Source organism: Stenotrophomonas sp. INTA L402-1 (assembly GCF_059295135.1).
Genome location: NZ_JCAFWP010000008.1, coordinates 28,217 through 54,296 on the forward strand (window position 1 = coordinate 28,217; position 26,080 = coordinate 54,296).

At 66.8% G+C, this 26,080-nt stretch carries 23 protein-coding genes and 1 riboswitch; of the genes, 13 read left to right on the forward strand and 10 right to left on the reverse strand.

Annotated elements, in window-relative coordinates:
* Window positions 1–37: 37 nt before the first annotated feature.
* The 4 genes from AC5O77_RS07080 to acs all read right to left on the reverse strand — a co-directional run bounded on the left by AC5O77_RS07080 (window position 38) and on the right by acs (window position 4,308).
* Window positions 38–613 carry a manganese efflux pump MntP gene (locus AC5O77_RS07080; RefSeq protein ID WP_032128462.1) on the reverse strand — a complete coding sequence of 192 codons (576 nt, stop codon included), beginning with the start codon at window positions 611–613 and terminating at the stop codon, window positions 38–40.
* An 88-nt stretch (window positions 614–701) separates the two neighbouring features.
* Window positions 702–791, reverse strand: a riboswitch (yybP-ykoY riboswitch).
* A gap of 246 nt (window positions 792–1,037) precedes the next feature.
* Entirely contained in the window at window positions 1,038–1,409 is a 372-nt protein-coding gene (locus AC5O77_RS07085; RefSeq protein ID WP_478445240.1) for a hypothetical protein, read from the reverse strand.
* A 168-nt stretch (window positions 1,410–1,577) separates the two neighbouring features.
* Window positions 1,578–2,243, reverse strand: coding sequence for a response regulator transcription factor (locus tag AC5O77_RS07090; RefSeq protein ID WP_005420420.1), 666 nt, complete (start codon window positions 2,241–2,243; stop codon window positions 1,578–1,580).
* Window positions 2,244–2,364: 121 nt separating this feature from the next.
* Window positions 2,365–4,308: an acetate--CoA ligase gene (acs, locus tag AC5O77_RS07095; RefSeq protein WP_049462254.1), complete on the reverse strand. Its 1,944-nt coding sequence runs from the start codon at window positions 4,306–4,308 to the stop codon at window positions 2,365–2,367.
* A gap of 245 nt (window positions 4,309–4,553) precedes the next feature.
* Here acs and AC5O77_RS07100 point away from each other — a divergent pair, with 245 nt between their 5' ends.
* From AC5O77_RS07100 to xth, 4 genes are all read left to right on the forward strand, one after another.
* Window positions 4,554–5,981, forward strand: coding sequence for a DcaP family trimeric outer membrane transporter (locus AC5O77_RS07100; protein ID WP_049399159.1), 1,428 nt, complete (start codon window positions 4,554–4,556; stop codon window positions 5,979–5,981).
* A gap of 131 nt (window positions 5,982–6,112) precedes the next feature.
* Window positions 6,113–7,777, forward strand: coding sequence for an MFS transporter (locus AC5O77_RS07105; protein ID WP_494506634.1), 1,665 nt, complete (start codon window positions 6,113–6,115; stop codon window positions 7,775–7,777).
* A 184-nt stretch (window positions 7,778–7,961) separates the two neighbouring features.
* On the forward strand, window positions 7,962–9,371 hold the full coding sequence (locus tag AC5O77_RS07110) for a coniferyl aldehyde dehydrogenase (protein WP_494506635.1): 1,410 nt from the start codon (window positions 7,962–7,964) through the stop codon (window positions 9,369–9,371).
* Window positions 9,372–9,564: 193 nt separating this feature from the next.
* Window positions 9,565–10,347, forward strand: coding sequence for an exodeoxyribonuclease III (xth, locus tag AC5O77_RS07115; protein WP_478057928.1), 783 nt, complete (start codon window positions 9,565–9,567; stop codon window positions 10,345–10,347).
* Between the two features lie 103 nt (window positions 10,348–10,450).
* Here xth and AC5O77_RS07120 read toward each other — a convergent pair whose 3' ends face one another.
* Window positions 10,451–10,702, reverse strand: a complete 252-nt coding sequence (locus tag AC5O77_RS07120) for a GlsB/YeaQ/YmgE family stress response membrane protein (RefSeq protein WP_005411656.1) — start codon at window positions 10,700–10,702, stop codon at window positions 10,451–10,453.
* Between the two features lie 84 nt (window positions 10,703–10,786).
* On the opposite strand from AC5O77_RS07120, the gene AC5O77_RS07125 reads away from it, so the two are divergent.
* The 9 genes from AC5O77_RS07125 to AC5O77_RS07165 all read left to right on the forward strand — a co-directional run bounded on the left by AC5O77_RS07125 (window position 10,787) and on the right by AC5O77_RS07165 (window position 18,966).
* Window positions 10,787–11,386 (forward strand): 4'-phosphopantetheinyl transferase family protein, encoded by a 600-nt coding sequence (locus tag AC5O77_RS07125; RefSeq protein WP_494506636.1) that lies wholly within the window; start codon window positions 10,787–10,789, stop codon window positions 11,384–11,386.
* A gap of 39 nt (window positions 11,387–11,425) precedes the next feature.
* Complete coding sequence (gene rsmG, locus AC5O77_RS07130; RefSeq protein WP_012512505.1) at window positions 11,426–12,064, forward strand: 16S rRNA (guanine(527)-N(7))-methyltransferase RsmG; 639 nt, start codon at window positions 11,426–11,428, stop codon at window positions 12,062–12,064.
* 112 nt (window positions 12,065–12,176) lie between these two features.
* Complete coding sequence (locus AC5O77_RS07135; protein ID WP_032128472.1) at window positions 12,177–12,974, forward strand: ParA family protein; 798 nt, start codon at window positions 12,177–12,179, stop codon at window positions 12,972–12,974.
* Window positions 12,974–13,897, forward strand: a complete 924-nt coding sequence (locus tag AC5O77_RS07140) for a ParB/RepB/Spo0J family partition protein (protein ID WP_019338308.1) — start codon at window positions 12,974–12,976, stop codon at window positions 13,895–13,897. Before AC5O77_RS07135 ends, AC5O77_RS07140 begins: the two co-directional genes overlap by 1 nt.
* 126 nt (window positions 13,898–14,023) lie before the next feature.
* Window positions 14,024–14,764: a suppressor of fused domain protein gene (locus AC5O77_RS07145; RefSeq protein ID WP_478057929.1), complete on the forward strand. Its 741-nt coding sequence runs from the start codon at window positions 14,024–14,026 to the stop codon at window positions 14,762–14,764.
* A gap of 46 nt (window positions 14,765–14,810) precedes the next feature.
* Entirely contained in the window at window positions 14,811–15,776 is a 966-nt protein-coding gene (locus tag AC5O77_RS07150) for an NAD-dependent epimerase/dehydratase family protein (protein ID WP_494506637.1), read from the forward strand.
* A 90-nt stretch (window positions 15,777–15,866) separates the two neighbouring features.
* Complete coding sequence (locus tag AC5O77_RS07155; RefSeq protein ID WP_006402840.1) at window positions 15,867–16,589, forward strand: glycosyltransferase family 2 protein; 723 nt, start codon at window positions 15,867–15,869, stop codon at window positions 16,587–16,589.
* Complete coding sequence (locus AC5O77_RS07160) at window positions 16,589–16,936, forward strand: lipid-A-disaccharide synthase N-terminal domain-containing protein (RefSeq protein ID WP_032973852.1); 348 nt, start codon at window positions 16,589–16,591, stop codon at window positions 16,934–16,936. Before AC5O77_RS07155 ends, AC5O77_RS07160 begins: the two co-directional genes overlap by 1 nt.
* Window positions 16,937–17,193: 257 nt before the next feature.
* Window positions 17,194–18,966 (forward strand): DUF885 domain-containing protein, encoded by a 1,773-nt coding sequence (locus tag AC5O77_RS07165; RefSeq protein WP_478057931.1) that lies wholly within the window; start codon window positions 17,194–17,196, stop codon window positions 18,964–18,966.
* A 133-nt stretch (window positions 18,967–19,099) separates the two neighbouring features.
* On the opposite strand, the gene AC5O77_RS07170 is transcribed toward AC5O77_RS07165, so the two are convergent.
* The 5 genes from AC5O77_RS07170 to AC5O77_RS07190 all read right to left on the reverse strand — a co-directional run bounded on the left by AC5O77_RS07170 (window position 19,100) and on the right by AC5O77_RS07190 (window position 26,048).
* A complete protein-coding gene (locus AC5O77_RS07170; RefSeq protein ID WP_494506638.1) occupies window positions 19,100–22,309 on the reverse strand; it encodes an efflux RND transporter permease subunit in 3,210 nt (1,069 codons plus the stop codon).
* Window positions 22,310–22,319: 10 nt separating this feature from the next.
* A complete protein-coding gene (locus AC5O77_RS07175; RefSeq protein WP_329894023.1) occupies window positions 22,320–23,525 on the reverse strand; it encodes an efflux RND transporter periplasmic adaptor subunit in 1,206 nt (401 codons plus the stop codon).
* The gene (locus tag AC5O77_RS07180) at window positions 23,522–24,775 is read right to left on the reverse strand and encodes a TolC family protein (RefSeq protein WP_032130522.1); all 1,254 of its coding nucleotides are present in this window, start codon (window positions 24,773–24,775) and stop codon (window positions 23,522–23,524) included. The genes AC5O77_RS07175 and AC5O77_RS07180 overlap by 4 nt, the downstream gene beginning before the upstream one ends.
* A gap of 56 nt (window positions 24,776–24,831) precedes the next feature.
* Window positions 24,832–25,167, reverse strand: a complete 336-nt coding sequence (locus tag AC5O77_RS07185; protein ID WP_478057933.1) for a hypothetical protein — start codon at window positions 25,165–25,167, stop codon at window positions 24,832–24,834.
* Between the two features lie 482 nt (window positions 25,168–25,649).
* On the reverse strand, window positions 25,650–26,048 hold the full coding sequence (locus AC5O77_RS07190; protein ID WP_478057934.1) for a RidA family protein: 399 nt from the start codon (window positions 26,046–26,048) through the stop codon (window positions 25,650–25,652).
* Window positions 26,049–26,080: the final 32 nt, after the last annotated feature.

Below are 26,080 nucleotides of genomic sequence, written 5' to 3' on the forward strand. Positions count from 1 at the left end.
CCGGCCGCTGGCCGGCAACCACGTAATCGCGGAAGCGTTACCCCAGGCCATGCAGGTGTTCGTACAGGATCGTCGCGCCGATGATCACCAGGATCACGCCGCCGATGATCTCGGCACGCTTGCCGACCATGCTGCCCAGCACGCGGCCGAGCATGATGCCGACGGTGACCATGGTCAGCGTGCACAGGCCGATCACCGCGGCCATCACGCCGATATGCACGTCCATGAAGGCCAGGCCGATGCCCACCGCCATCGCGTCGATGCTGGTGGCGAAACCGGTCAGCGCCAGCTTCCAGAAGCCGTGGTGCTGTGAGGGGTCTTCGTCTTCGTCGGCACTGTCCGGGCGCAGGCCGTTGTAGATCATGTGGATGCCCAGTGCGCCGAGCAGGCCGAAGGCGATCCAGTGGTCGAAGGCTTCGACGTACTGCAGGGCGGCCCGACCGAGCAGCCAGCCGATGATGGGCGTGATCGCCTCGATGACGCCGAAGATGATGCCGGCACGCAGTGCATCGCGGAACACCGGCTTGCGCATGGCCGCACCCTTGCCGATTGCAGCGGCGAAGGCATCGGTGGACATGGCAAAGCCGATCAGGAGGATCGAAATGGGGGACATGGGCGGCGGCTGAGGTCGGGCTAGGACGGACGCACGGCCTGCGCTCGCGCCCAACCTGACGTTGCGCGCGCGGGCCGCTGGTCTCGCCAACCATCATGGTTGTCCACGCCACGGCGCACTGGCCGAGTATGTTGACGTGGACGATTCCTGCGTAGGAATCCGGCTACTCCCCAAGGGGACGCGCAGCTTAGCATCGCGATTCATGCACGGCGCATTTCCAGCGAAACGCGCAGGCAGGGCTGGTTTGTATAGCGATGGCTATATCGAGAGCGCAGCGGTGCCTGGTAGTGCCGGCCGCTGGCCGGCAGGTGCAACGTCAAAAGCGTGCCAAGCAAGCTTGGCACCTACCGGAGCAGTGCCTGATGGTGCTGTGCCATGCCTGGAGGCCTGGGACCATCCGGACAGCCTTCGCGAACGAAAGCGATCAACGTGCGGATACTTTCGATTCTGTTGAGGGCAGGGCGAGAGGTTGCTCAACGGCTGGGCGGGTCATTGAACTGATCTGGAACTGACACCAGTCACGCATGATCTGCAGATTCGCAACCCGCTGCGGATCGTCCTCCCCGCTGGGCCCCACTGCACGAATGCGCAATGCAGCGATGCTTCTCTCGAGATCGTCGACATGGGTGAACAACTGCTCATTGGCTGCATATTCAAGATCGGCGAAGAGCCGCTGGTACCTTGAATAGCCGAGATCAGGCATGAACCTGCCACTCACGCGCCAGGATTCATATCGGAAGCACTGGACTACACCAATCTTCAAGCCGTCGGTATCGATCAGTGTCCAGGTGTCCATCGTTCCGGGCGGGAAGTTGGAACTTCCAGCTTGAGACCGAATCCATCATCCCGCCAGAGCTGATTGCGTCATCGGCGGGGCTGGGCAAAAGTGCCAAGCAAGCCTGGCACCTACCGAAGCGATTTCAGGCGGTTTCAGGCCAATGCCGGCCAGCGGCCGGCACTACCTTCAGTCTTCTTCCGGCGGCAGCACGATGGCGTCGTCGTCGATCGCCAGCTTGCCGGCCATCAGCACGGCCTGGGTGCGGTTGGTCACGCCCAGCTTGCGCAGGATGGCGGTGACGTGGGCCTTGATCGTCGCTTCGGACACGTTGAGGTCGTAGGCGATCTGCTTGTTCAAGCGACCGGCGCCCAGCATCTGCAAAACGCGGAACTGCTGCGGGGTCAGCTCGCGCAGGCGCTGGCCGACTTCGCGTTCCTCGCTGCCGGTGGGCGGCACGTTGTGCGCTTCCGGCGGTGCCCAGGTCTCGCCATCGAGGATGGTGCCCAGCGCGTGGCCGATGGTGTCAGAATCCGCAGACTTCGGAATGAAGCCCAGCGCGCCGTGGTCGAGCGCGCGGCGCATCACCGTGGCTTCTTCGCGCGCGGACACCACCACCACCGGCAGCTGCGGATGCAGCGAGCGCATGTGCACCAGCGCGTTGAAACCCTGCGCACCGGGCATGTTGAGATCCATCAGGACCAGGTCGGCGTCGTTGTGCTGGTCGGCCAGCGCGTACAGCGCTTCCACGCTGTCGGCTTCGAACAGCTGCACGCCGGGGATGACCCGCTGTACCGCCCCACGCAGGGCTTCGCGGAACAGCGGGTGGTCATCGGCAATCAGGAGGGTGGTCATGGGTCGAGCTTATCGATCAGGAAAAAGAGCGACGTGATGGCAGGTGCAGGACGGTTCGGACACGGCCGGGTCCCTCCTCCCGGCCACGTCCTTGGCGCGTCCTGCGCCTGCGGTCACACCATCAGCGCACCTTGCGCTCGTCCACCAGCGACGCCACCACCGACGGATCGGCCAGGGTCGAGGTGTCGCCAAGCTGGTCCGGTGCGTTCTCGGCGATCTTGCGCAGGATGCGGCGCATGATCTTGCCCGAGCGGGTCTTCGGCAGGCCCGGCGCCCACTGCAGGTGGTCCGGCGTGGCGATCGGGCCGATCTCCTTGCGTACCCAGGCGACCAGTTCCTTCTGCAGCTCGTCGCTCGGAGCCTCTTCGGCCACCAGGGTGACGTAGGCGTAGATGCCCTGGCCCTTCACGTCGTGTGGGAAGCCGACCACGGCCGCTTCCGCCACCTTCGGGTGCGAGACCAGAGCGCTTTCCACTTCGGCGGTGCCGATGCGGTGGCCGGACACGTTGATCACATCGTCCACGCGGCCGGTGATCCAGTAGTAGCCGTCTTCGTCGCGGCGGCAACCGTCACCGGTGAAATAGCTGCCCGGGTAGGTGCGGAAATACGTATCGATGAAGCGCTGATGGTCGCCGTACACCGTGCGCATCTGGCCCGGCCAGGAATCACGGATGATCAGGTTGCCCTCGGTCGGGCCGTCCTGGATCTCGCCATCGGCGTTGACCAGCGCCGGCTGCACGCCGAAGAAGGGCAGGGTGGCCGAGCCCGGCTTGAGGTCCATCGCGCCGGCCAGCGGCGAGATCAGGATGCCGCCGGTTTCGGTCTGCCACCAGGTATCGACGATCGGGCAACGGCTGTCGCCGACCACCTCGTAGTACCAGCGCCAGGCTTCCGGGTTGATTGGTTCGCCAACACTGCCAAGCAGGCGCAGCGAGGCTCGCGAGGTCTTCTTCACCGGCTCCTCGCCTTCGCGCATCAGTGCGCGGATGGCGGTCGGGGCGGTGTAGAAGATCGACACCTTGTGCTTGTCGATGACGTTCCAGAAGCGCGAGGTGTCCGGGTAGTTCGGCACGCCTTCAAACATCAGTGAGGTCGCGCCGTTGGCCAGCGGACCGTACACGATGTAGCTGTGGCCGGTGACCCAGCCGACGTCGGCGGTGCACCAGTAGATGTCGTCCTCGCGAAGGTCGAACACCGCTTCATGGGTGTAGGCCGCGTACAGCAGGTAGCCGCCGGTGGTGTGCAGCACGCCCTTCGGCTTGCCGGTGGAACCGGAGGTGTAGAGGATGAACAGCGGGTCTTCCGCGTTCATGCGTTCCGGCTCGCAGGTGGCCGGCTGGCTGTCCACCACATCGTGGAACCAGCGGTCGCGCGGCGCCTGCATGTCGACCGCGCCGCCGGTGTGACGCACCACCAGCACGGTTTCCACGGTATTGGTGCCGGGCAGCTTCAGCGCAGCATCGACGTTGGCCTTCAGCGGAATCCTGCGGCCACCGCGCAGGCCCTCGTCGGCGGTGATGATCAGCTTGCTCTGGCAGTCGCTGACGCGGTCGGCGATCGAGTTCGGTGCGAAGCCACCGAACACTACCGAGTGGATCGCACCGATGCGCGCACAGGCCAGCATGGCCACGGCGGCGTCGACGATCATCGGCAGGTAGATGGTGACCCGATCGCCCTTCTTGACCCCGAGGTTGCGCAGCGCATTGCCGAGGCGGCAGGTGCGCTCGTACAGCTCGCGATAGGTCACGTGCTGCGCCGGTGCATCCGGGCCATCCGGCTCGAACAGCAGGGCGGTCTTGTCGCCACGCTTCTCCAGCTGGCGGTCCAGGCAGTTCACACTGGCATTGAGCTCGCCATCTTCGAACCACTTGATGTGGAAATCGGACAGGTCGTAGCTGACGTTCTTGATCTTCGTCGGCTTGCGCATCCACTCCAGGCGCTCGGCGGCCTTGCCCCAGAAACCATCCGGGTCGGTCACCGAAGCCTGGTACTGCTGTTCGTACGACGTCTTGTCGATGCGTGCCTTGGCGGCGAACTGCGGATCGACGGGGTAGATATCAGCCATGGCACCCTCACTTGCACGTTGACTTTGTATGTGCGGTCGCAGCATCGCAGCGACCGATCCCCTTCAGTTTGCCCCATCCACCCCCGGCCGCGTCACCACTCTGGTTAGACCATGGTCGAAAGTGAGCGCCCAGCAGGGCCGGGTTCGACCAATGGCGAATAGCCGCTATACATAATCGCCCCGCAGTCTCGGCTCGACCGTGCCCCACGCGCGGCATCACCTTGCCACTTGGGAGAGAGGGCAACATGAGCCACCGTACGTTGAAAGCCGTGCGCAAACCTTTGGCGGCCTGCCTGTTGGTCGCCCTGGTCGCACCGGGCATGGCGTTCGCTGAGACCGCCAAAGAGAAAGCGCTGGAAGCACGCGTTGCCGAACTGGAACGCCAGGTCCAGCTGCTGCTGTCTTCGCAGCAACAACAACAGACCCAGATCAGCCAGACCCAGCAGGCGGTGACCGAAGTCCGCACGGTGCAGGCCGAGCAGAAGCCGGTCGCCTCGGTGCCGGCGGGCAAGCAGCCGATCCAGGTCACCACCATCACCCCGGGCGCCGCGCCGGGTACCACGGTCAAGATCGGCGGCTTCATCAAGGCCGATTTCCTCGCCACCCAGACCAGCGATGGCCAGCTGGCCGACGACGCCACCGGCCGCTCGCTGTACCTGCCGGGCCAGACCCCGGTGGAAGGCGCCGGTGGCAGCGGCAAGCGCTCGGGCACCGATTTCAACGCCCACGCCAAGTTCTCGCGCTTCAACCTGGGCATCGACAACGTGAGCGAATCGGGCAACAAGGCCGGTGCGTTCTTCGAGATGGACTTCTTCGGCAACTCGCTGGGCAACCAGACCGCGACCAATACCTACGGTGTGACCCTGCGCCACGCCTACATGTACTGGAACAACTGGATGGCCGGCCAGACCTGGTCCAACTTCATGGACGCGGCCGCACTGCCGGAAGCGGTCGACTTCGTCGGCCCCACCGACGGCGTGATCTTCGTGCGCCAGGCCCAGGTGCGCTACACCCAGGGCGGCTTCAGCGTCGCGCTGGAAAACCCGGAAACCACCACGCTCACCGGTACCCGCAACCCGGTCACCGGCGCCTGGACCAACGCCAGCGCCAACTCCGATCGTGGCAGCCTGCCTGATCTGACCATGCGCTATGGCTGGAAGGGCGACTGGGGCACCTTCGGTGTCGGCGGCATCGTCCGCCAGCTGAAGGTCGACAACCAGGCCACCGGCGCCAAGGCCGACAAGGTGGCCGGCGGCCTGACACTGGGCGGCAAGTGGGTGATGGGCGACAGCGATTCGCTGCACTACCAGCTGACCGGCGGCGAAGGCATCGCCCGCTACATCGGCCTGGGCATCACCGCCGACAGTGCCTACGACGTTGCCCGCGACGAGCTCAACCCGACCGGCGTGCTTGCCGGCTACGTGGGCTGGCGGCATGCGTTCTCGCCGAAGCTGCGCACCAACCTGATCTACGCGCGCAGCGACTACGACAACGACAGCATCCTCGGCCCGCTGGTGACCAAAAGCGTGCAGAGCATCCGCGGCAACATCTTCTACTCGCCGCTGCCCAAGGTCGATATCGGTGCGGAGCTGATGTACGGCCGTCGCGAAGTGGAGAACGGCAACAAGGGTGACATCACCCGGTTGCAGTTCACCACCAAGTACAGCTTCTAAGAGCGTGCCGGCCAGCGGCCGGCACCTACCGAGATAGGGTGCCGACCAAGGCCGGCACCTACCGAATTGTGTGCCGACCAACGGTCGGCACCCACCGACCCAGGTCGGCATCTACAGAGGGAAAACGTCCCATGTCCAGCACTGCATCCAGCCCGCACAATGCGGCGGGCACCCTGACCAAGGGCCACAAGAAAGTCATCTTCGCCTCGAGCCTCGGTACGGTCTTCGAGTGGTATGACTTCTTCCTGTACGGCTCGCTTGCAGCGATCATCGCCAAGCAGTTCTTCAGTGGCGTCAATGAAACCACGGGCATGATCTTCGCCCTGCTGGCCTTCGCCGCCGGCTTCTTCGTGCGTCCGTTCGGCGCGGCCTTCTTCGGCAGCCTCGGCGATCGCATCGGCCGCAAGTACACCTTCCTGGTCACCATCCTGATCATGGGCATCTCGACCTTCCTGGTCGGCGTGTTGCCCAACTACGCCTCGATCGGCTTCGCCGCACCGGTGATCCTGATCATCCTGCGCCTGGCCCAGGGCCTGGCGATGGGCGGCGAGTACGGCGGTGCCGCCACCTACGTGGCCGAGCATGCGCCGGACGACAAGCGCGGCCTGTACACCAGCTTCATCCAGTGCACGGCCACGCTCGGCCTGTTCATGTCGCTGCTGATCATCCTGGCCTGCCGCTACTTCCTCGGCAATGAGGCCTTCGAAGCCTGGGGCTGGCGTATTCCGTTCCTGGTCTCGATCCTGCTGCTGGGCGTGTCCGTGTGGATCCGTCTGCAGCTGAGCGAGTCGCCGCTGTTCCAGCAGATGAAGTCCGAGGGCAAGGGCTCCAAGACGCCGTTCCGTGACAGCCTGAAGGGCGGCAACCTGAAGCTGATGCTGCTGGTCCTGCTCGGCGCCGCAGCCGGCCAGGCCGTGGTCTGGTACGGCGGCCAGTTCTACGCGCTGTTCTTCCTCAGCAGCATGCTGAAAGTCGACGCCACCACCTCCTACCTGCTGATCGCGGCCGCGCTGGCGCTGGGCGTGCCGTTCTTCATCTTCTTCGGCTGGCTGTCCGACCGTATCGGCCGCAAGAAGATCATCCTCGCCGGCTGCCTGCTGGCCGCCGTCACCTACATCCCGATCTTCAAGGGCCTGACCCACTTCGCCAACCCGGCCATCGAAGAAGCCCGCACCAACTCGCCGGCGCTGGTGGTTGCCGATCCGGCCACCTGCTCGTTCCAGTTCGATCCGGTGGGCCTGCGCAAGTTCACCAGCTCCTGCGACGTGGCCACCGCCGCGCTGACCAAGGCCGGTGTGCCGTACGACGTGCAGCCCGCCGCCGCCGGTTCGCTGGCGATGGTGAACGTGGGCAGTGCCAGCGTCACCTCGTATGAGGCCGCCGGCCTGACCAAGGAAGACGGCAAGGCCAAGGCCGATGCCTTCGGTGCGGAACTGAAGACCGCCCTGACCACCGCCGGCTACCCGGCCAAGGCCGATGGTGCCCGCATCAACATCGCCGGCACGATCTTCATGCTGTGGCTGCTGGTGCTGTACGTGACCATGGTCTACGGCCCGATCGCCGCCTACCTGGTCGAACTGTTCCCGACCCGCATCCGCTACACCTCGATGTCGCTGCCGTACCACATCGGCAACGGCTGGTTTGGTGGCTTCCTGCCGGCGATCTCGTTCGCGCTGGTGGCCGGTACCGGCAACCTGTACTACGGCCTGTGGTACCCGATCATCATCGCGCTGATGTCGGTGGTGATCGGCGGCCTGTTCCTGCGCGAGACCAAGGACGTGGATATCACCAAGTAACCGGCGTGCCGACCAACGGTCGGCACCCACCGGGTTCCGGGGGCCGCGGTGCAGACCGCGGCCCTCTTTTTGGTAGTGCCGGCCGCTGGCCGGCAAATACACGATGCCTGCCGGAGATCCATGGGGCTGCCGGCCAGCGGCCGGCACTACCATTGCGTTGCACAGCACGCCGTATAGTCGGGCCATGACCACCACCACGCCGGCAGACCTCCCCGCCATCCTGCACACCCTGCGCAGTGCCTGGCAGTCGCAGCGTCCATCGCTGGACCAGCGCGAGAATGACCTGCGCCGTCTACGCGAGGCACTGAAGCCGCGCTTGGACGAAATGGCCCAGGCCATCGCCGAGGACTTCGGCCATCGCGCCCACGTCGAATCGAAGCTGGCCGATGGCATGAGCGTGCTGTCGGCCATCGACCACCTGCGCCGCCACCTGCGCCGCTGGTCGAAGCCGCAGCGGGTGGGGGCGGGCTGGCGGCTGTGGCCGGCGCGCGCGCAGCTGCGGCCGACGCCGCTGGGCGTGGTCGGGGTGATCTCGCCCTGGAACTACCCGGTCACGCTGGCACTAGTGCCGCTGGCCACCGCGATTGCCGCCGGCAACCACGTGCTGTTGAAGCCCTCCGAACACACGCCGCACACCAGTGCGTTCCTGGCCGATCTGCTGGCCAGTGTGTTCCCGCCCGATCGCGTGGCGGTGGTGCAGGGTGGGGCGGATGTGGCCGCGGCGGTGTCCTCGCTGCCGCTGGACCATCTGCTGTTCACCGGCTCGACGGCCGTCGGCCGCAAGGTGATGGCCGCCGCGGCCGAGCATCTGGTGCCGGTCACGCTCGAGCTGGGCGGCAAGTCGCCGGCCATCGTCTGCCGCGATTTCCCGCTGGACACTGCCGCAGCGCGGCTGGCCACCGGCAAGTGGTTCAACGCGGGCCAGACCTGCATCGCGCCGGATTATGTGCTGATCGACACCGCACGCCAGCGCGAGTTCGTGCAGGCGCTGCAGCAGCAGGTGCGCGAGCGCTACGGCGATTTCAGCGATGCCGGCGATTACACCCGCATCATCAACGAAGGCCAGTACCAGCGACTGCAGAGTTATCTGGCACAGGCGCGCGAGCGTGGCGTGCCGGTGATTCCGCTGGCGCAGGTGGATGATGCGCGTGCCGACCGTGAGCGCCTGCTGGTGCCGACCGTGGTGCTGGACCCGCCGGACGACCTGGACCTGATGCGCGAGGAGATCTTCGGGCCGATCCTGCCGGTGCGGGCGTACCCGGATCTGGATGCGGCGCTGGCCGACGTGCTGTCCCGCGACCGGCCGCTGGCGCTGTATCCCTTCAGCCACGACATGGCGACGGTGGAGTGCATCCTCGGCCAGGTGGTGGCCGGCGGGGTGACGGTGAATGACACGCTGCTGCACTTCGCCGCCGATGGTTTACCGTTTGGCGGGGTGGGGGCCAGCGGCATGGGCGCGTACCACGGCCGGGCCGGGTTCGATGCAATGAGCAAGCGACTGCCGGTGCTGTGGCAGTCGCGCTGGGCGGCCAGCGACCGGCTGCGGCCGCCGTATTCGAAGATTGCGGGGTTGTTGAAGCTGTTGCTGCGGTAGTGCCGGCCGCCGGCCGGCAACTGCAGGGTCTTGCCGACGGTTCATGGGGTTGCCGGCCAGCGGCCGGCACTACCGGTGGGTGCCAACCCGCGCGGCCCCTTCCGGTGGGTGCCAACCTTGGTTGGCACGCGTGAACCCCATGCGCCAACCAAGGTTGGCGTCTACCAAACCTGGGCCGGGTAGAATGGCTCCCATGAAGATCGCCTCGTGGAACGTCAATTCGCTCAATGTCCGCCTGCCGCACCTGGAGCAGTGGCTCAAGGACTTCGGCCCGGACATCGTCGGTATCCAGGAAACCAAGCTGGAGGACCACAAGTTCCCCGATTCGGCGCTGATCGGCGCGGGCTACCGCAGCGTGTTCGCCGGCCAGAAGACCTACAACGGCGTGGCGCTGCTGTCGCGTGAGCCGGCGCAGGACGTGCAGATCGGCATTCCCGGCTTCGAGGACGAACAGAAGCGCGTCATCGCCGGTACCTTCGGCGACCTGCGGGTGATCAACCTGTACGTGGTCAACGGCCAGGACATCGGCACCGACAAGTACGACTACAAGCTGCGCTGGCTGGAGGCGGTGCATGCCTGGATCGCCCAAGAACTGCAGCGGCACCCGAAGCTGATCGTGATGGGCGATTTCAACATCGCCCCAGACGCGCGCGATGTGCACGACCCGGAGGTGTGGAACGAGAACCACATCCTGACCTCCACCGCCGAGCGCGGCGCGCTCAACAAGCTGCTGCAGCTGGGCCTGCACGATGGCTTCCGCCTGCACAATGACGAGGCGGGCACCTTCAGCTGGTGGGATTACCGTGCCGCTGGCTTCCGCCGCAACCTGGGCCTGCGCATCGACCTGACCCTGGTCTCCGATGCGCTGAAGGGCAGTGCGGTGGCCTCGGGCATTGATCGTGAGCCGCGTACCTGGGAGCGCCCGAGCGACCATGCGCCGGCGTGGGTGGAAGTCGAGTCGAGCTTGCTCGACTGATCTCCCATGCAGTCGAGCAAGCTCGACTCTACAGAACGGGGCCCGACGATTGCCGGGCCCGTTCTGAAACGTCTGCCGGCCAGCGGCCGGCACTACCATCAGATCACCGTATGCTCTTGCGGGTGAACAGGTTGACGATCGCCAGCAGGATCACCGCACCGATCAGCGAGAACAGGAAGGTGCGGATGGTGATCGCTTCGTTGATGCCGCCGCCGAACAGCCAGCCGGAAATCAGCGCGCCGACGATGCCGACCACGATGTTGAGGATGATGCCCTGCTGGGCATCGCGCTTCATGATGATGCTGGCCAGCCAGCCTACGATGCCGCCGACGATCAGCCAGATGATGATGCCCATGATCGAACCTCCGGTGGGGAACTTTGACCAGTTGACGCGCACGGCCGTGAACCCGTCGTGGAATTGCGTGATGGGCGCGTGCGGATGAGCCTGCCAGCCACCCTCGACGGCCCGTGGCGCTTCGGTCCGGTGACGGTCTGGCGGCGCCCGCACGTGCCGGGCCACCGCGGCGAACCGCAGGCGCGGCAGGTGCTGGCGCAGGCGCTGGGCGCCGACCCGGACACGCTGCCGCTGGTCCGCGATGACAAGGGCCGGCCGGAGCTGAGCGGCGCGTTGGCCCACTACGGCACCGGCTGGAGCCACAGCGGCGAGGTGCTGCTGGTGGCGCTGGGCGAAGGCGTGCGGCTGGGCGTGGACCTGGAGCTGCTGCGGCCGCGGGCCCGCCTGCTGGAGATCGTGCAGCGTTTCTTCCACCCCGCGGAAGTGGCCTGGCTGGAAAGCCTGGACGAGGCCGCGCGCGAGCACTGGTTCTTCCGCGTGTGGTGCGCCAAGGAAGCGATGCTGAAGGCGCACGGGCAGGGCATCTCGTTCGGCCTGCACCGCCTGCAGTTGGCACCGGGGGCCGATGGCGCCCTGCACCTGCGCTGGTGCGACCCGGAACTGGGCGAGGCCGCGCGCTGGCACCTGCACGAATGGCAGGCCACCGGCCAGTTCCGTGCGGCATTGGCCTGGTATCCGCACTGAAGCGGGGAATCAGCGCGCAAAACCGGCGATAATGGCGGCATGAGCGAACACCCACTTCCCGCCAGCGTGGCTGCCACGCTGGAACAGGGCCTGGCCAGCATGGGCCTGGACGCCGCGCTGGCGCCGCCGCTGCTGCGCTACCTGGCCCTGCTGCACCGCTGGAACGGCACCTACAACCTCACCGCCATCCGCGACCCGCAGGAGATGGTCACCCGTCACCTGCTCGACTCGCTGGCGATGCAGCCGTTCGTGGCTGATGGCAGCCTGGCCGACCTCGGCACCGGCCCCGGCTTGCCTGGCATCCCGCTGGCGATCGCCTGCCCGGGCCTGCAGGTCACCCTGGTGGAGAGCAACGGCAAGAAGGCGCGCTTCATGCGCGAGGCCGTGCGCCAGCTCGGTCTGGGCAATGCCCGCGTGGCCGAATCGCGCGCCGAGGCGCTGGACGAAGCTGGCCACTACGACCAGCTGACCGCGCGTGCGATGGACACCCTGGCCGGCATCGTCCGCGTTGGTGGCCACCTGCTGCGCCCCGGTGGCGTGCTGCTGGCCATGAAGGGTGTCTACCCGCATGAAGAGATCGCGGAGCTGCCGGCTGGCTGGCAGGTGCGCGAGGTGACCCCGTTGAGCGTGCCCGGCCTGGCCGGCGAACGCCACCTGGTCACTGTTACAGGTCCCTGATTCCCGTCGCCAGCCCCTTGTGGAACAAGAGGTTGGCGATCCACGATTTCCGCAAGGGCCCGGTTGTACGCATAATGACCGGTCCCAGCACACGTCGACGAGGCACACCCGCATGGCCCGCATCATCGCCATCGCCAACCAGAAGGGTGGCGTCGGCAAGACCACGACCGCCGTCAACCTGGCCGCTTCCTTGGCCAACGCACCCAAGCGCGTGCTGTTGGTCGACCTGGATTCGCAGGGCAACGCGACCATGGGCAGTGGCGTGGACAAGCGCGAGCTGGTCTCCTCCACCTACGATCTGCTGCTGGGCGAGTCCAGCGCCGCCGATGTGCGCGTGCAGACGGCCGAAGGCTACGACCTGCTGCCGGGCAACATCGACCTGACCGCGGCCGAGATCCAGCTGATGGCGCAGAGCGAGCGCGAGCAGCGCCTGAAGCGCGCGCTGGCACCGATCCGCGACGAGTACGACTACATCCTGATCGACTGCCCGCCGGCGCTGTCGCTGCTGACGCTCAACGCGCTGGCCGCCGCCGATTCGGTGATCGTACCGATGCAGTGCGAGTACTACGCACTGGAAGGCCTGAGCGCGCTGGTGGAAACCATCGAAGCGCTGCGTGCCAACCTCAACCCGGCGCTGGAGATCGAAGGCGTGCTGCGCACCATGTTCGATGTGCGCAACAACCTGGCCAACGCGGTCTCGGCCGAGCTCACCGAGCACTTCGGCGACCGCGTGTTCCGCACCATCGTGCCGCGCAACGTGCGCCTGGCCGAGGCACCCAGCCATGGCCAGAGCATCGTCGGCTACGACCGCGCCTCGCGCGGTGGCGTGGCCTACCTGGGCTTGGCCGGCGAGATCATCCGCCGCAACAACGAACGCAACAAGGCCGCCAAGGCCGTGGAGACCGTCTGATGACCAGCAGCAAGCCGGCAGCCAAGAAGCGAGGCCTCGGCCGTGGCCTGGATGCCCTGCTCGGTCCCAAGGGGGCGGTCAGCCAGGTGCAGGCCACCACTGCGGTGATCGAGCCGCTGCCGGGTGAGGTGCTGCGCAAGCTGGCCGTCGGCCAGCTGCAGCCGGGCAAGTACCAGCCGCGCCGCGAGATGGACGAGGGCAAGCTCTCCGAGCTGGCTGATTCGATCAAGTCGCAGGGCGTGATCCAGCCGATCCTGGTGCGCCAGCTGCCGGCGGGCAACTACGAGATCGTCGCCGGTGAACGCCGCTGGCGCGCCTCGCAGCTGGCCGGCCTGGACGAAGTGCCGGTGGTGGTGCGCGAGCTGGAAGACCGCACCGTCATCGCGATGGCGCTGATCGAGAACATCCAGCGCGAAGACCTCAACCCGCTGGAAGAAGCCGAAGCGCTGCAGCGCCTGATCAGCGAATTCACCCTGACCCATGCCGAGGCTGCCGAGGCCGTCGGCCGCTCGCGTGCGGCGGTGTCCAACCTGCTGCGCCTGCTGGAGCTGCCGGTGGCAATCCGCCTGCTGCTGGAAACCCGCCGCCTGGAAATGGGCCATGCCCGCGCGCTGCTGACCCTGGCCCCCGAGCTGGCCGGCAAGCTGGCGCAGGAAGCGGCCGATGAAGGCTGGTCGGTGCGCGAGGTCGAGCGCCGTGCGCAGGCCTTCGCGGCCGGCAAGGTGCCGAGCAACCGCCCGGTCGCCACACCGAAAGTGCAGCAGGCCGACATCGCCTCGCTGGAAACCGAACTGTCCGAAGCGCTGGGTGCCAAGGTGGCGATCAGCCACGGCCGCGGCGGCAAGGGCAAGCTGATCATCCATTACACCGACCTGGATACCCTGGACGGCGTGCTGGAAAAACTGCGTACGCGCCAGGGCTGAGCCCGGCGCAGCGCCAGGGGATGCGGCCTGTTCCTGCCGCGTCCTGCAGATGACAGGGAACGCACCGCCGCGCGCGCCGGGGGATGCACTGCTCTCCGGTCCGTGGCCTCATCCAGGGAGCAGGACATGAGCAACGAATACGAGTACGAGGACGTCAGCCCGGACGGTACCCAGATACTGAGGCACCGGCGCGAAAAGGACTTTGTGCTCGCCATCGGCGAAGAGCAGCACATCGAAGCGATCAGCGGCCATATCGAGCGCCATCTCGGACCGATCGCCACGGTCCTGCACGAACTCATTTCCGACCTGGTGCACATTGACGTGCACGTGGTGCCGGCCAATGACCACTGCCCGTACCTGCGCCTGGTCACCTCCGGCATGAGCGACCTGCCGATGACCGTGCCCGCCGACGTGGACGCGGATGTGCCGCGCTACATGGAGCTGATGGTGACCCTGCCGGCCGACTGGCCGATGTCCCAGGACGCCTTCGAGGACGAGCGCAATTACTGGCCGGTGCGCCTGCTGAAGGGCATGGCGCGGTTGCCGCATGAGTACGACACCTGGCTGGGCTTCGGCCACACCATTCCCAACGGCCATCCCAGCGAGCCCTATGCGCCCGGCGTGGGCTTCGACGGCGCCATCGTGCTGCCCCCGGTGACTACCCCGGAGGACTTCGCCACGCTGGAACTGGACGACGGCAGGACCATCAGCTTCATGAGCCTGGTTCCGCTGTATCCGGAAGAGATGGACCTGAAGCTGAAGAAGGGCGACGACGTCCTGCTCGACCGCTTCGATGCGAAACAGATCAACGATGTGATCGAGCCGGGCCGGGTCAACGTCGCCAGGAAGCGTTTCGGTTTGTTCTGAGACCGGTAACATCAGGGGCCTGAATTTCTGCTTCCGGGCCCCTGCCATGACCATCCTGCTTACCGGCGCTGCCGGCTTCATCGGTGCCTACACCGCCCGCGCGCTGCTGGAGGCGGGCCGGCCGGTGGTCGGCCTGGACAACTTCAACGACTACTACGACCCGCAGATCAAGCGCGACCGCGTGGCCGCGCTGTGCCCGACGCTGGACCTGCGCACCCTGGACCTGACCGACCAGCAGGGCCTGGCTGCGCTGTTCGACGAGGTGAAGCCGACCGCGGTGATCCATCTGGCTGCACAGGCCGGCGTGCGCTATTCGCTGGAAAATCCGCAGGCCTACGTCGACAGCAACCTGGTCGGTTTCGTCAACATGCTCGAGCTGTGCCGCCACCGTGGCGTGCAGCACCTGGTGTATGCGTCGAGCAGTTCGGTCTACGGTGATTCGGCTACGCCGCCGTTCTCCGAGGACCAGCGCGTGGACCAGCCGCGCTCGCTGTACGCGGCGACCAAGGCAGCCAACGAGCTGATGGCCTACACCTACGCACAGCTGTACGGCCTGCATGCCACCGGCCTGCGCTTCTTCACCGTGTATGGCCCGTGGGGCCGGCCGGACATGGCGCCGCTGCTGTTCTCGCGCGCGGTGCTGGCCGGGCGGCCGATCGATGTGTTCAACGAAGGCCGCATGCAGCGCGACTTCACACATGTCTCCGACATCGTGGCCGGTATCCTCGGCGCGCTCGCGCATCCGGCCGATGGTCCGGTGCCGCACCGGGTGTTCAACCTCGGCAACCATACGCCGGTCGAGCTGGAGCGCTTCATCAGCGTGATCGAGCAGGCTGCCGGCCGCCCTGCGCAGAAGGTCTACAAGCCGATGCAGCCGGGCGACATGGTGCGCACGATGGCGGATACCCGGCGTGCACATGACGCATTCGGCTTCGACGCGGTGACCCCGATCGAAGCGGGGCTGCCGCCCGTCGTGCAGTGGTGCCGCGAGTATTTTGGCGACCGCGCCTGAGGAGGGATCCTCACACAGCCGGATTCATCTTCGGATAACCTTGGCTTCGGAGAATGCGCGGTCTTTGTTCCCTCTTGGCCGAGTCCCCCCATGAGCCAACCCGAGCTTTCCGTCGTCGTCCCCGTGTTCAACGAGCGCGACAACGTCGCGCCACTGGTGGCCGAAATCACCGCTGCTCTGCGTGGCCGCTTGCCGTTCGAGATCGTCTACATCGATGACCACTCGCGCGATGACACCCTGGCAGTGCTGCAGGGCCTGAAGGCCACCACCCCGGAACTGCGGGTGCTGCACCACGTGAACCAGAGTGGGCAGAGCACGGCGGTGCGCACCGGCGTCAAGCACGCCCTGGCGCCGTGGATCGCGACTCTCGATGGTGACGGGCAGAACGATCCTGCCGACATTCCCAAGCTGCTGGCTGCACGTGATGCCGCAGCGGCGCAGGTGAAGCTGTTCGCCGGCTGGCGCGTCAACCGCCAGGACAGCGGCAGCAAGCGCTGGGCCAGCAAGTGGGCCAATGCCATCCGCGCGCGCATGCTGCGCGACGACACCCCCGACACCGGCTGTGGTATCAAGCTGTTCGAGCGCAGCGCGTTCCTCGACCTGCCGTACTTCGACCACATGCACCGCTACCTGCCGGCGCTGATGCAGCGCGCCGGCTGGAAGACCACCAGCGTGCCGGTCAACCATCGCCACCGTACCGCCGGCGTTTCCAAGTACAACAACCTGGGCCGTGCGCTGGTCGGCATCCGTGATCTGCGCGGCGTGGCGTGGCTGATCACCCGCAGCAAGCGCACCGCGGTGGAAGAGCGATGATGGGCCTGGCCCTGCACTGGCTCGACCAGCCGCTGACCTGGCTGTACTGGACCGGCCTGCATGTGACCGGCTGGAAACTGATCGGCTACACCGGTGCGCTGATGTTCGGTGGGCGCTGGCTGGTCCAGTTCGTGGCCTCCAAGCGCGCTGGCAAGCCGGTCATCCCGCGCCTGTTCTGGTACATGAGCGTGGTCGGCAGCCTGATGACGCTGAGCTACTTCCTGTTCTCGGCCAAGCAGGACTCGGTGGGCGTGCTGCAGAACCTGTTCCCGGCATTCACCGCGCTGTACAGCCTGCAGCTGGACATCAAGCACCGGGGCTGGAAGCGGGACAAGGCCAGCCACTAGGTCTTCGGGGCCTCATCCGGTAGCTGCCGACCTTGGTCGGCGCTGGGTTTGGGGGCCAACCAAGGTTGGCCGCTACCGGAGCTCCGGTCTGCCACGCTACGGTAGATGCCGACCTTGGTCGGCGCTGGGTTTGGGGGGCCAACCAAGGTTGGCCGCTACCGGCGCCCCGGTCTGCTGCGCAGGCAGGACCTTCGTCCCATGCCATGGGCCGTGGGCGATGCCATCATCGGGGTCTGCCTTCCCGGGAACCTGTGCTCGTGAAAACCCGTCTTGCTGTCGCCCTGCTGCTCGCCCTGTCCACCCCCGCCATGGCCTTGGCCGCGCCACCAGCCGCCGCCGCACCGGCCAGCGTGGCCACCGAATCGCCCGCCGATGCCGCCTTCCGCGCGCTGTACGAAAAGGAATGGAAGTGGCGCCAGCAAGGCGGTGGTGAGGCCAGCGAGGACGAAGACGCCCCGGCCAACGCCACCCGCATGCCCGACGTCGGCCCGGCCGCGCAGCAGGCGCGCCTGAAGGTGTGGGATGAAACCCTCGCTGCGCTGAAGAAAATCGACCCGAAGACTCTGTCGCCCGACAACCAGGTCAACTACGCGATCTACCGTGACCAGGTGTTCAACCTGGCCGAAGAAACGCGTCTGCGTGGCTACGAGATGCCGTTCAACGCCGACTCGTCGTTCTGGTCCAACCTGTCCTTCATGGCCCGGCGCGAGATGAAGACCGTGCAGGACTACCAGAACTACATCGCCCGCCTGAATGATGTGCCGCGTTATTTCGGCCAGCAGACCGAAAACATGCGCGCCGGCCTGAAGCGAGGTTTCAGCGTGCCGCGCGCGGTGCTCGATGGCCGCGAGGTGTCGATCGCCACCGTCGCCGAGCTGAAAGACCCGACCGAATCGCCGCTGTACGCCCCGTTCAAGAAGCTGCCCAACAGCATTCCGGCCGCAGAGCAGGCCAAGCTGCAGGCGCAGGTGCGTGAAGCGATCAGCGGCAAGGTGGTGCCGGCGTTCCAGCAGCTGCGCACCTTCTTCGTCAACGAGTACGTGCCGCAGGCGCGCACCACCCTGGCCGCCGAAGCGATGCCGGGCGGCAAGGCGTACTACAAGCAGCAGATCCACGAATACACCACGCTGGACCTGTCGCCGGACGAGATCCACCGCATCGGTCTGGATGAAGTTGCACGCATCCAGAAGGAAATGAACGACATCATCAAGCAGGTGAAGTTCAAGGGCAGCTTCGCCGAGTTCCTGACCTTCCTGCGCACCGATCCGCAGTTCTATGCGAAGACGCCGGAAGAGCTGCTGTCGCGTGCCGCGTGGATTTCCAAGCGGGCCGATGGCCAGCTCGGCAAGTACATGACGCTGCCGCGCGCCCGCTTCACCATTGTGCCGGTGCCGCCGGACATCGCGCCGTTCTGGACCGCCGGCCGCGGTGGCATGGGCACCTACTGGCTCAACACCTACAACCTGCCGTCGCGCCCGCTGTACAACCTGCCGGCGCTGACCCTGCATGAGTCCGATCCGGGTCACGCGCTGCAGGGTGCCATTGCCGCCGAGCAGAAGAACCTGCCCGAGTTCCGCCGCAACGCCTACATTTCCGCTTATGGCGAAGGCTGGGCGCTGTACTGCGAGAAGCTGGGCGTGGAAATGGGCATCTACGAAACCCCGTATGAGGACTTCGGCCGCCTGACCTACGAAATGTGGCGCGCCACGCGCCTGGTGATCGACACCGGTGTGCACAGCAAGGGCTGGAGCCGCGAGCAGGCCTTGGCCTACCTGCGTGACCACACCGCGCTGAGCGAGCATGAAGTGACCACCGAAGTGGACCGCTACATTTCCTGGCCGGGCCAGGCGCTGAGCTACAAGCTGGGCGAGATCGCCATCGTGCGCCTGCGTGCGCAGGCCGAGAAGGAGCTGGGCGACAAGTTTGACATCAAGGGCTTCCACGACACCCTGCTCAAGCAGGGCTCGGTGCCGCTGCCGGTGCTGGAACAGCAGATCCAAGCCTACATCGCCGAACGCAAGAAGGCCTGACCGTGCAAGGGTAGTGCCGGCCGCTGGCCGGCAACCCGCATGCACCGCAAACGTTCGACATTGCCGGCCAGCGGCCGGCACTACCAGGGATCGGAAAACGGGGTCGGATCGCAGGATCCGACCCCGTGGTCTTTCAGCCCACTGCCCGCGGCTTAGCCACGCGTGCTGCAAAGGTCGGCAGCACCAGTAGGGTCAGCACGGTGGCGGTGATCAGGCCACCGATCACCACCGTGGCCAGCGGCTTCTGCACTTCCGCACCGGAACCGCTGGCGATCGCCATCGGAATGAAGCCGACGATCGCCACCAGCGCCGTGGTCAGCACCGCGCGGATGCGGCTGGAGGCGCCGTTGATCGCCGCCTGCAGCGGCAGGTCACTGGCATCCAGGCGCTCGCGGATCGCCTGCATCAGCACCAGGCCGTTCAAGGTGGCCACGCCGGACACGGCGATGAAGCCGACCGCCGCCGACACCGAGAACGGCATGCCCCGCAGCAGCAGCGCGAGAATGCCGCCGACCAGCGCCAACGGCACGCAGCTGAACACCAGAATGGCTTCCTTGCCGCTGCGCAGCGCCATGAACAGCAGGCTGCCGATCAGCAGGAACACCACCGGCACCACCGTTGCCAGCCGCTTCTCCGCGCGCTGCAGGTTCTCGAACTGGCCACCCCAGGTCAGGTACGCACCCGGCGGCAGTGCCACGTCGGCCACCGCTGCCTGCGCTTCGCCGACGAAGCCGCCCAGGTCGCGGCCACGCACGTTGGCCTGCACCACCACGCGGCGGCTGCCGTTGTTGCGGCTGATCTGGTTCGGTCCTTCGCTGACCGTGATGCGCGCGACCGACGACAGCGGAATCACCAGGCCTGCAGGCGTGGCGATCGGCAACGAGGCCAGCTGGTCCGGATCATTGCGCGAGGCATCGTCCAGGCGCACCACCACGTTGAAGCGGCGATCACCTTCGAAGATCTTGCCGGCGGCGGTACCACCGATGCCGGTGGCCAGCGCGTCACTCACATCCGCCGCGGTCAGGCCGTACTGCGCCGCCGCCACGTGATCGATCGCCACGTTGAGCGTGGGCAGGCCGGAGATCTGTTCCACCCGCACGTCGGCCGCACCGTTCACCGCACGCAGCTTCAACGCCACCTGGTCGGCCACTTTCTGCAGCTGGCTGAAGTCATCGCCGAAGATCATCACCGCCAGGTCGGTACGCACGCCGGAAATCAGCTCGTTGAAGCGCAGCTCGATCGGCTGGCTGAACTCGAAGCTGTTGCCCAGCTGCTGCCCGGCCAGCTTCTCGAAGCGTGCCACCAGTGCATCCTTGCCCAGCTTCGGATCCGGCCAGTCCTTGCGCGGCTTGAGCACGATCACGCTGTCTGAGATGTTGGTCGGCATCGGGTCGATCGCCGCCTCGGCGGTACCGGTACGCGAGAACACGGTTTCCACTTCCGGCTGTTTGGCAATCGCCTTTTCCAGTGCCAGCTGCATTGCCAGCGACTGCTCCAGTGAGGTCGACGGCACGCGCAGGGCCTGCATCGCCACGTTGCCTTCGTCCAGCGTCGGCATGAACTCGCGGCCCAGCAGCGAGAACGAACCGATACCCACCACCACCATCATCACCGCACCGGCCAGCACCGTGCGCGGATGCGCCACGGCTTTGCGCACCACTGGTTCGATGCGCGCACGCAGCACGCGGATCAGCTTGGTTTCGTGCTCGCCATCGTCAGCATGTGCATCGCCGTCCTTCACCTTCGGCTCGCGCACCAGCAGTGCGGCCATCGCCGGCACGAAGGTGAAGGAGAAGATGAAGGCACCGATCATGGCCAGCATGAACGTGGCCGCCATCGGGTGGAACGTCTTGCCCTCCACGCCTTCCAGGGTAAGGATCGGCGCGAACACCAGCAGGATGATCAGCTGGCCGAAGGCCGCCGGGCGTGCCATCTTGCGCGCCGAATCAGCGGCCACGCGCAGGCGTTCCATCGCGGTCAATGCACGGCCCAGTTCGGCGCGGCGCTGGCCCAGCATCAGCAGCGTCGATTCGATCACGATCACCGCACCGTCCACCAGGATGCCGAAGTCCAGCGCACCCAGGCTCATCAGGTTGCCGCTGATGCCGAAGCGGTTCATGCCGATCACTGCGAACAGGAACGACAGCGGAATCACCAGCGCGGTGATCGTTGCTGCACGCAGGTTGCCCAGCAGCAGGAACAGCACCACCACCACCAGCAGCGCACCCTCGGTGAGGTTCTTGGCCACGGTCTTGATGGTGGAATTGACCAGCACGCTGCGGTCCAGCACCGGTGCTGCCACGATGTCGGCCGGCAGCGACTTGTTGACCTGTTCCAGGCGCGCCGCAGCTGCCTGCGCCACGGTGCGGCTGTTGCCGCCGGCGATCATCAGCGCGGTGCCGAGCACGGCTTCGTGGCCGTTGCGACTGGCCGCACCCAGGCGCGGTGCGCGGCTCAGGTCAACGTCGGCCACATCGGCCACGCGCACCACCACGCCATTGCGGGTGGCCACCGGGGCCTGCGCCAGATCGTCGGTGGTCAGCGCCAGGCCATCGGCACGTACCACCAGGCCTTCGCCGGCACGCTGTACGAAGCCGGCACCGGCCTGCACGTTGGAACGCTGCAGGGCCGTGACCAGGTCGGCCAGGCCGAGCCCGTGCGCGGCCAGCCTTGCACTGTCCGGATGTACGCCGTATTCCTTGACGTAGCCGCCGACTGTATCGACGCCGGCCAGACCGGGGCTGGAGCGCATCTGCGGCGCGATGATCCAGTCCTGCACGGTGCGCAGGTAGGTCGCACGTTCTTCCGGCGTGCGCAGCAGGTTGCCTTCGGGCGTGCGGTAGACCTCACCGGCCTGCCAGCCGGCTTCACCCGGCTTGGCCAGCTTGGCTGGATCGAACGCGGTGAAGTCCACCGTCCACATCAGCACTTCGCCGAGGCCTGTGGTGACCGGCGACAGCATCGGCGACGCGCCATCGGGCAGGTCTTCCGATGCTTCGCGCATGCGTTCGGCTACCTGCTGGCGGGCGAAGTAGATGTCGGTGGCATCGGTGAAGATCGCGGTCACCTGCGAGAAGCCATTGCGCGACAGCGAACGCGTGGTGGTCAGGCCGGGAATGCCGGCCAGCGCGGTTTCCAGCGGGTAGGTCACCTGCCGTTCGATCTGTTCCGGCGTCAGCGCCGGTGCCACCGTGTTGATCTGCACCTGGCGGTTGGTGATGTCCGGCACCGCGTCGATCGGCAGCTTGCCCAGCTGGAACAGGCCCACGGCGGCGATCAGCGCCGCCATGAACACCACCAGCCAGCGGTGGCGTACCGCTGTTTCAATGATCAGCTTGAACATGGTCGCCTCCTCAGTGGCCGTGCTCGGCTTCGCCCTTGGCCAGTTCGGCCTTGAGCAGGAAGGCGTTGGCACCGACGATGCGCTCGTTGCCGGTCAGCCCACCGAGGATCTCGATACGGTCACCAGCACGACGGCCAGCCAGCACCGGCTGCGCCTTGAAGCCGCCTTCGACGGCGACGAACACCGCACTGCTGCCATCGACGTTCTGCACCGCATCGGCGGGCACGCTGAGCGAGCCATCCTGGCCTTCGGTGACGACCACCGCCGATACCGGCGAACCGGCCGGCGGCAGCGCGGCATCCACCGGCGTGGCACGGATCACCGCGACGCCGCCCTGCTGGCGGACATCGGCGGCCGACCCGGTGACGGTGGCGGTGAAGCTGCCACCCGGCACGCTCACTTCCAGCTTCATGCCCGGCGTGACCTGCGCGGCCAGCGCCGGCGGTGCGGTGAACACCAGCTCGTTCATCGTCGGGTCGGCGACGTCGGCCACCGCACTGCCGGCGGCGACCACGCCACCCGGGGTGACCTGCACGTTGCCGACGATGCCGGCTACCGGGCTGGTGATGCGCACGCGACCGCTGCTGTCCGGCGAACCGTTGGCGGCGGCTTGGGCCTGCGCGGCGGCGGCCTGGGCCTGTGCCGCCAGCGAACGTGCGCGCGAGGTTTCCATTTCCTGGCGGGCGACCACGCCCTGGTCGACCAGCGCCTTGTCGCGGCCATAGGCCAGGCGCGCGGCTTCTGCTTCGGCCGAGGCGGCCAGCGCATTGGCGCGGAACACCGCGGCCTCGCCACTGACCACGATGGCCAGTGCCTGGTTCTGCTTCACCGCCGTGCCCGGCGCGACCAGCACGCGCTCGACGCGGCCGGTCACCGTGGAGGCAACCGAAGCGCGGGCGCCCACGGTGGGCTCGACCCTGCCGGACAGCCGGGTCGAGCCACCGCCACCGCGACCGATCGCGACCACTTCGATACCGGAGGCCTTGATCTGTTCCTGGGTCAGCTGCACCACGCCTTCATCGGCGTCGGCGGGGGCTTTGGCGGTTTCCGCCTTGGCCTCCTTGCTGTCGGCGGCATGGCCGTGGCCATCGTCGGTGCCGGCCTTGGCCGCAGCGGGGTCTTCATTGGCAGGCGTCTGCGCGTTGCCAGCGCAGCCGGCCAGCAGCATGGTCAGCAGCACGCCGCCGATCAGCGGGAAAGTACGGGAGAGAGTCATTTGGCCTCCACAAAAGGTGCGCGCCCCTCAAGGCGGGCAAGATCGATTTCCGCGCCGACGCGCGACAGGCGCGCATCCACGGCGGTGCCGCGGGCGGCGATGAGGGCGCTGCGCGTGCTGCGCAGTTCCAGCTGCGAGATGCGTCCGGCGTCGAAGCCGACGCGGGCCAGGCGATACGCCTCTTCGGCGGCGACCACGCTTTCATCGGCGGCACGGGTCCGGCTTCCGGCGGCTTTCAGTCCGGCTACGGCGGAGAGACGTGCTGCCTCGCTGTCGCGGCGCTGCTGGTCCAGGCGGGCCTCGGCGGCGCGCTGGTCGGCATTGGCGGCGCGGATGCCCCCGCGGTTGCGGTCGAACAGCGGGATGCTGAGGCTGACCCCGAGGTTGTAGGCACGCTCGCCGCCTTCGCGGAAGCGGGTCTGTGCGGCGGTGACACTGAGGTCGGGCAGGGCGCGCTTGCGCTCCACATCGACCAGCTTGCCGGCTGCATCGGCTTCGGCTTCGGCGATGCGCACCGCCAGTGCCACGTCTGTTGCACCACGCGGCAGCGGCGGGGCCCGGTCGAGCAGGCTGTCGTCGATCGACTGCACCGGCGCATCCAGCAGCGCGGCACCGGCCAGGCGGGCCAGCGCGGCATCGCGGAAGGCCTGTGCCTCATCCAGTGAAGCACTGGCGTTGGCCACTTCGCTCTGCGCCTGCACCGCACGCAGCTGCGGTTCGCGGCCCTGCTTGACCATCGCGTTGACGGCGTTGGCGTCATCGCGGGTGAGGGTCAGTGCTTCTTCGGCCAGGGTGTAGCGGCGCAGTGCGCTTTCCGCCTGTGCGTAGACCACCGCCAGCTGGCTGGCCACGTCGCTGCGGCTTTGGGCACCACGCAGGTTGGCGGCCTGTGCCTCGGCGCGGGCCGCACGGACACGCGCGCCACGCTGGCCCCAGACCTCCAGCGGCTGGGACAGGGTGAGCACGGTATCGGCCTTGCCCATGCCGCCATAGGAGCCGGTGCCCCAGGCGTTTTCGGCGGAGTAGGAGAGGGAAGGATTGGGCAACGCACGGGCCTGGTCGGCACGCGCATCGGCGGCCTCGGCCAGTGCCGTTCCCACACGGGTACCGGGCAGCTGGTCCAGGCGTTCAAGCAGGGTGTCGTAGGAAGGGGCGGCTTGCGCCGACGCCTGCATTGCCGGGGCAAGGCCCAGCAGTACAGCGACGACCAGCCCGGCCGCGCGCGGCGACCGAGGTGTCAGGATCGACATAGGGGGATTCCGGTTGTGAGTGAAACGGGAGCCCGCGATTGCGGGACGCGCTCAACTCACGCCCGGGGGGGACGCGTCAATTCATCCTGGGCGACCGCATAGGTCGCCGCGTCGCCGGCATTCATCCAGCGCGCCGGCAGTGGCGTACCGAAGGCCGCGAAATCGTTCGCCGGCAGGCTCAGCGTGGAGTGGTGGCAGTGGTTATGCGTGCAGGCACCCGTGTGCTTGCTTTCGCTGTCACCGCCTGCATCGTCCGCGAGGGATTCGACATGGGCGCTGCTGGCATGCGGTTCCACCGCACACACCAGTGCGTCGGCCACCGGCACGACCACGAATGCCGCCATCAGCAGCATCATCAGGTACGTACGCAGTTGGCGGGTGATCCGGCGCATGGAGGGGAGGCTAGCAAGCGGTTTTCGCCGGATACAATATCAATGGCCACCTCGGGAATTCGTCGGAACCTCCCGTTCAGGTGGGCCGGACACGCCAGCTCTGGCAGGTGCCGACCTCCTGCCCTGGTGGGTGTCGACCTTGGTCGACACGCTTTTCGACCCCCGACACATTGCCGGCCAGCGGCCGGCACTACCGGTCTGCAGGCAGCTTAGCGATCACCTTGATCTCGAACTGGAACCCGTACAGCCAGGTCACGCCGACTGCCCTGGTAGGTGTCGACCTTGGTCGACACGCTTTTCGACCCCCGACACCTTGCTGCCGGCCAGCGGCCGGCACTACCCGTATCACGGCAGCTTCGCGATCACCTTGATCTCGAACTGGAACCCGTACAGCCAGGTCACGCCGACTGCCCTGGTAGGTGTCGACCTTGGTCGACACGCTTTTCGACCCCCGACACCTTGCTGCCGGCCGGCGGCCGGCACTACCGGTCTGCAGGCAGCTTCGCGATCACCTTGATCTCGAACTGGAACCCGTACAGCCAGGTCACGCCGATACCGGTCAGGGTCGGGTGCGGCGCCTCGCCCCAGTACTCGGGCACGATCGCCCAGGCCTTCTCGAAGTTCTTCTCGGGGTCGACCAGGAACACCGTCACATCAACCACGTCTTCGAACGTGCGGCCGGCGGCGGCCAGCACCGCGTTGAGATTCTCGAAGGCGCGGCGCACCTGGGTTTCGAAATCCGGCTCGGGTGAGCCGTCCTCGCGGCTGCCGACCTGGCCGGAAACGAACAGGAAGCCGTTGGATCGGATCGCTGGCGAGTAGCGGTTGCGCTCGTACAGGGCCTGGCGGCCGGCAGGGAAAACGACATCGCGCTGTGACATGGGGAAGATCCCGTGGGAGAGAACGCCATCCT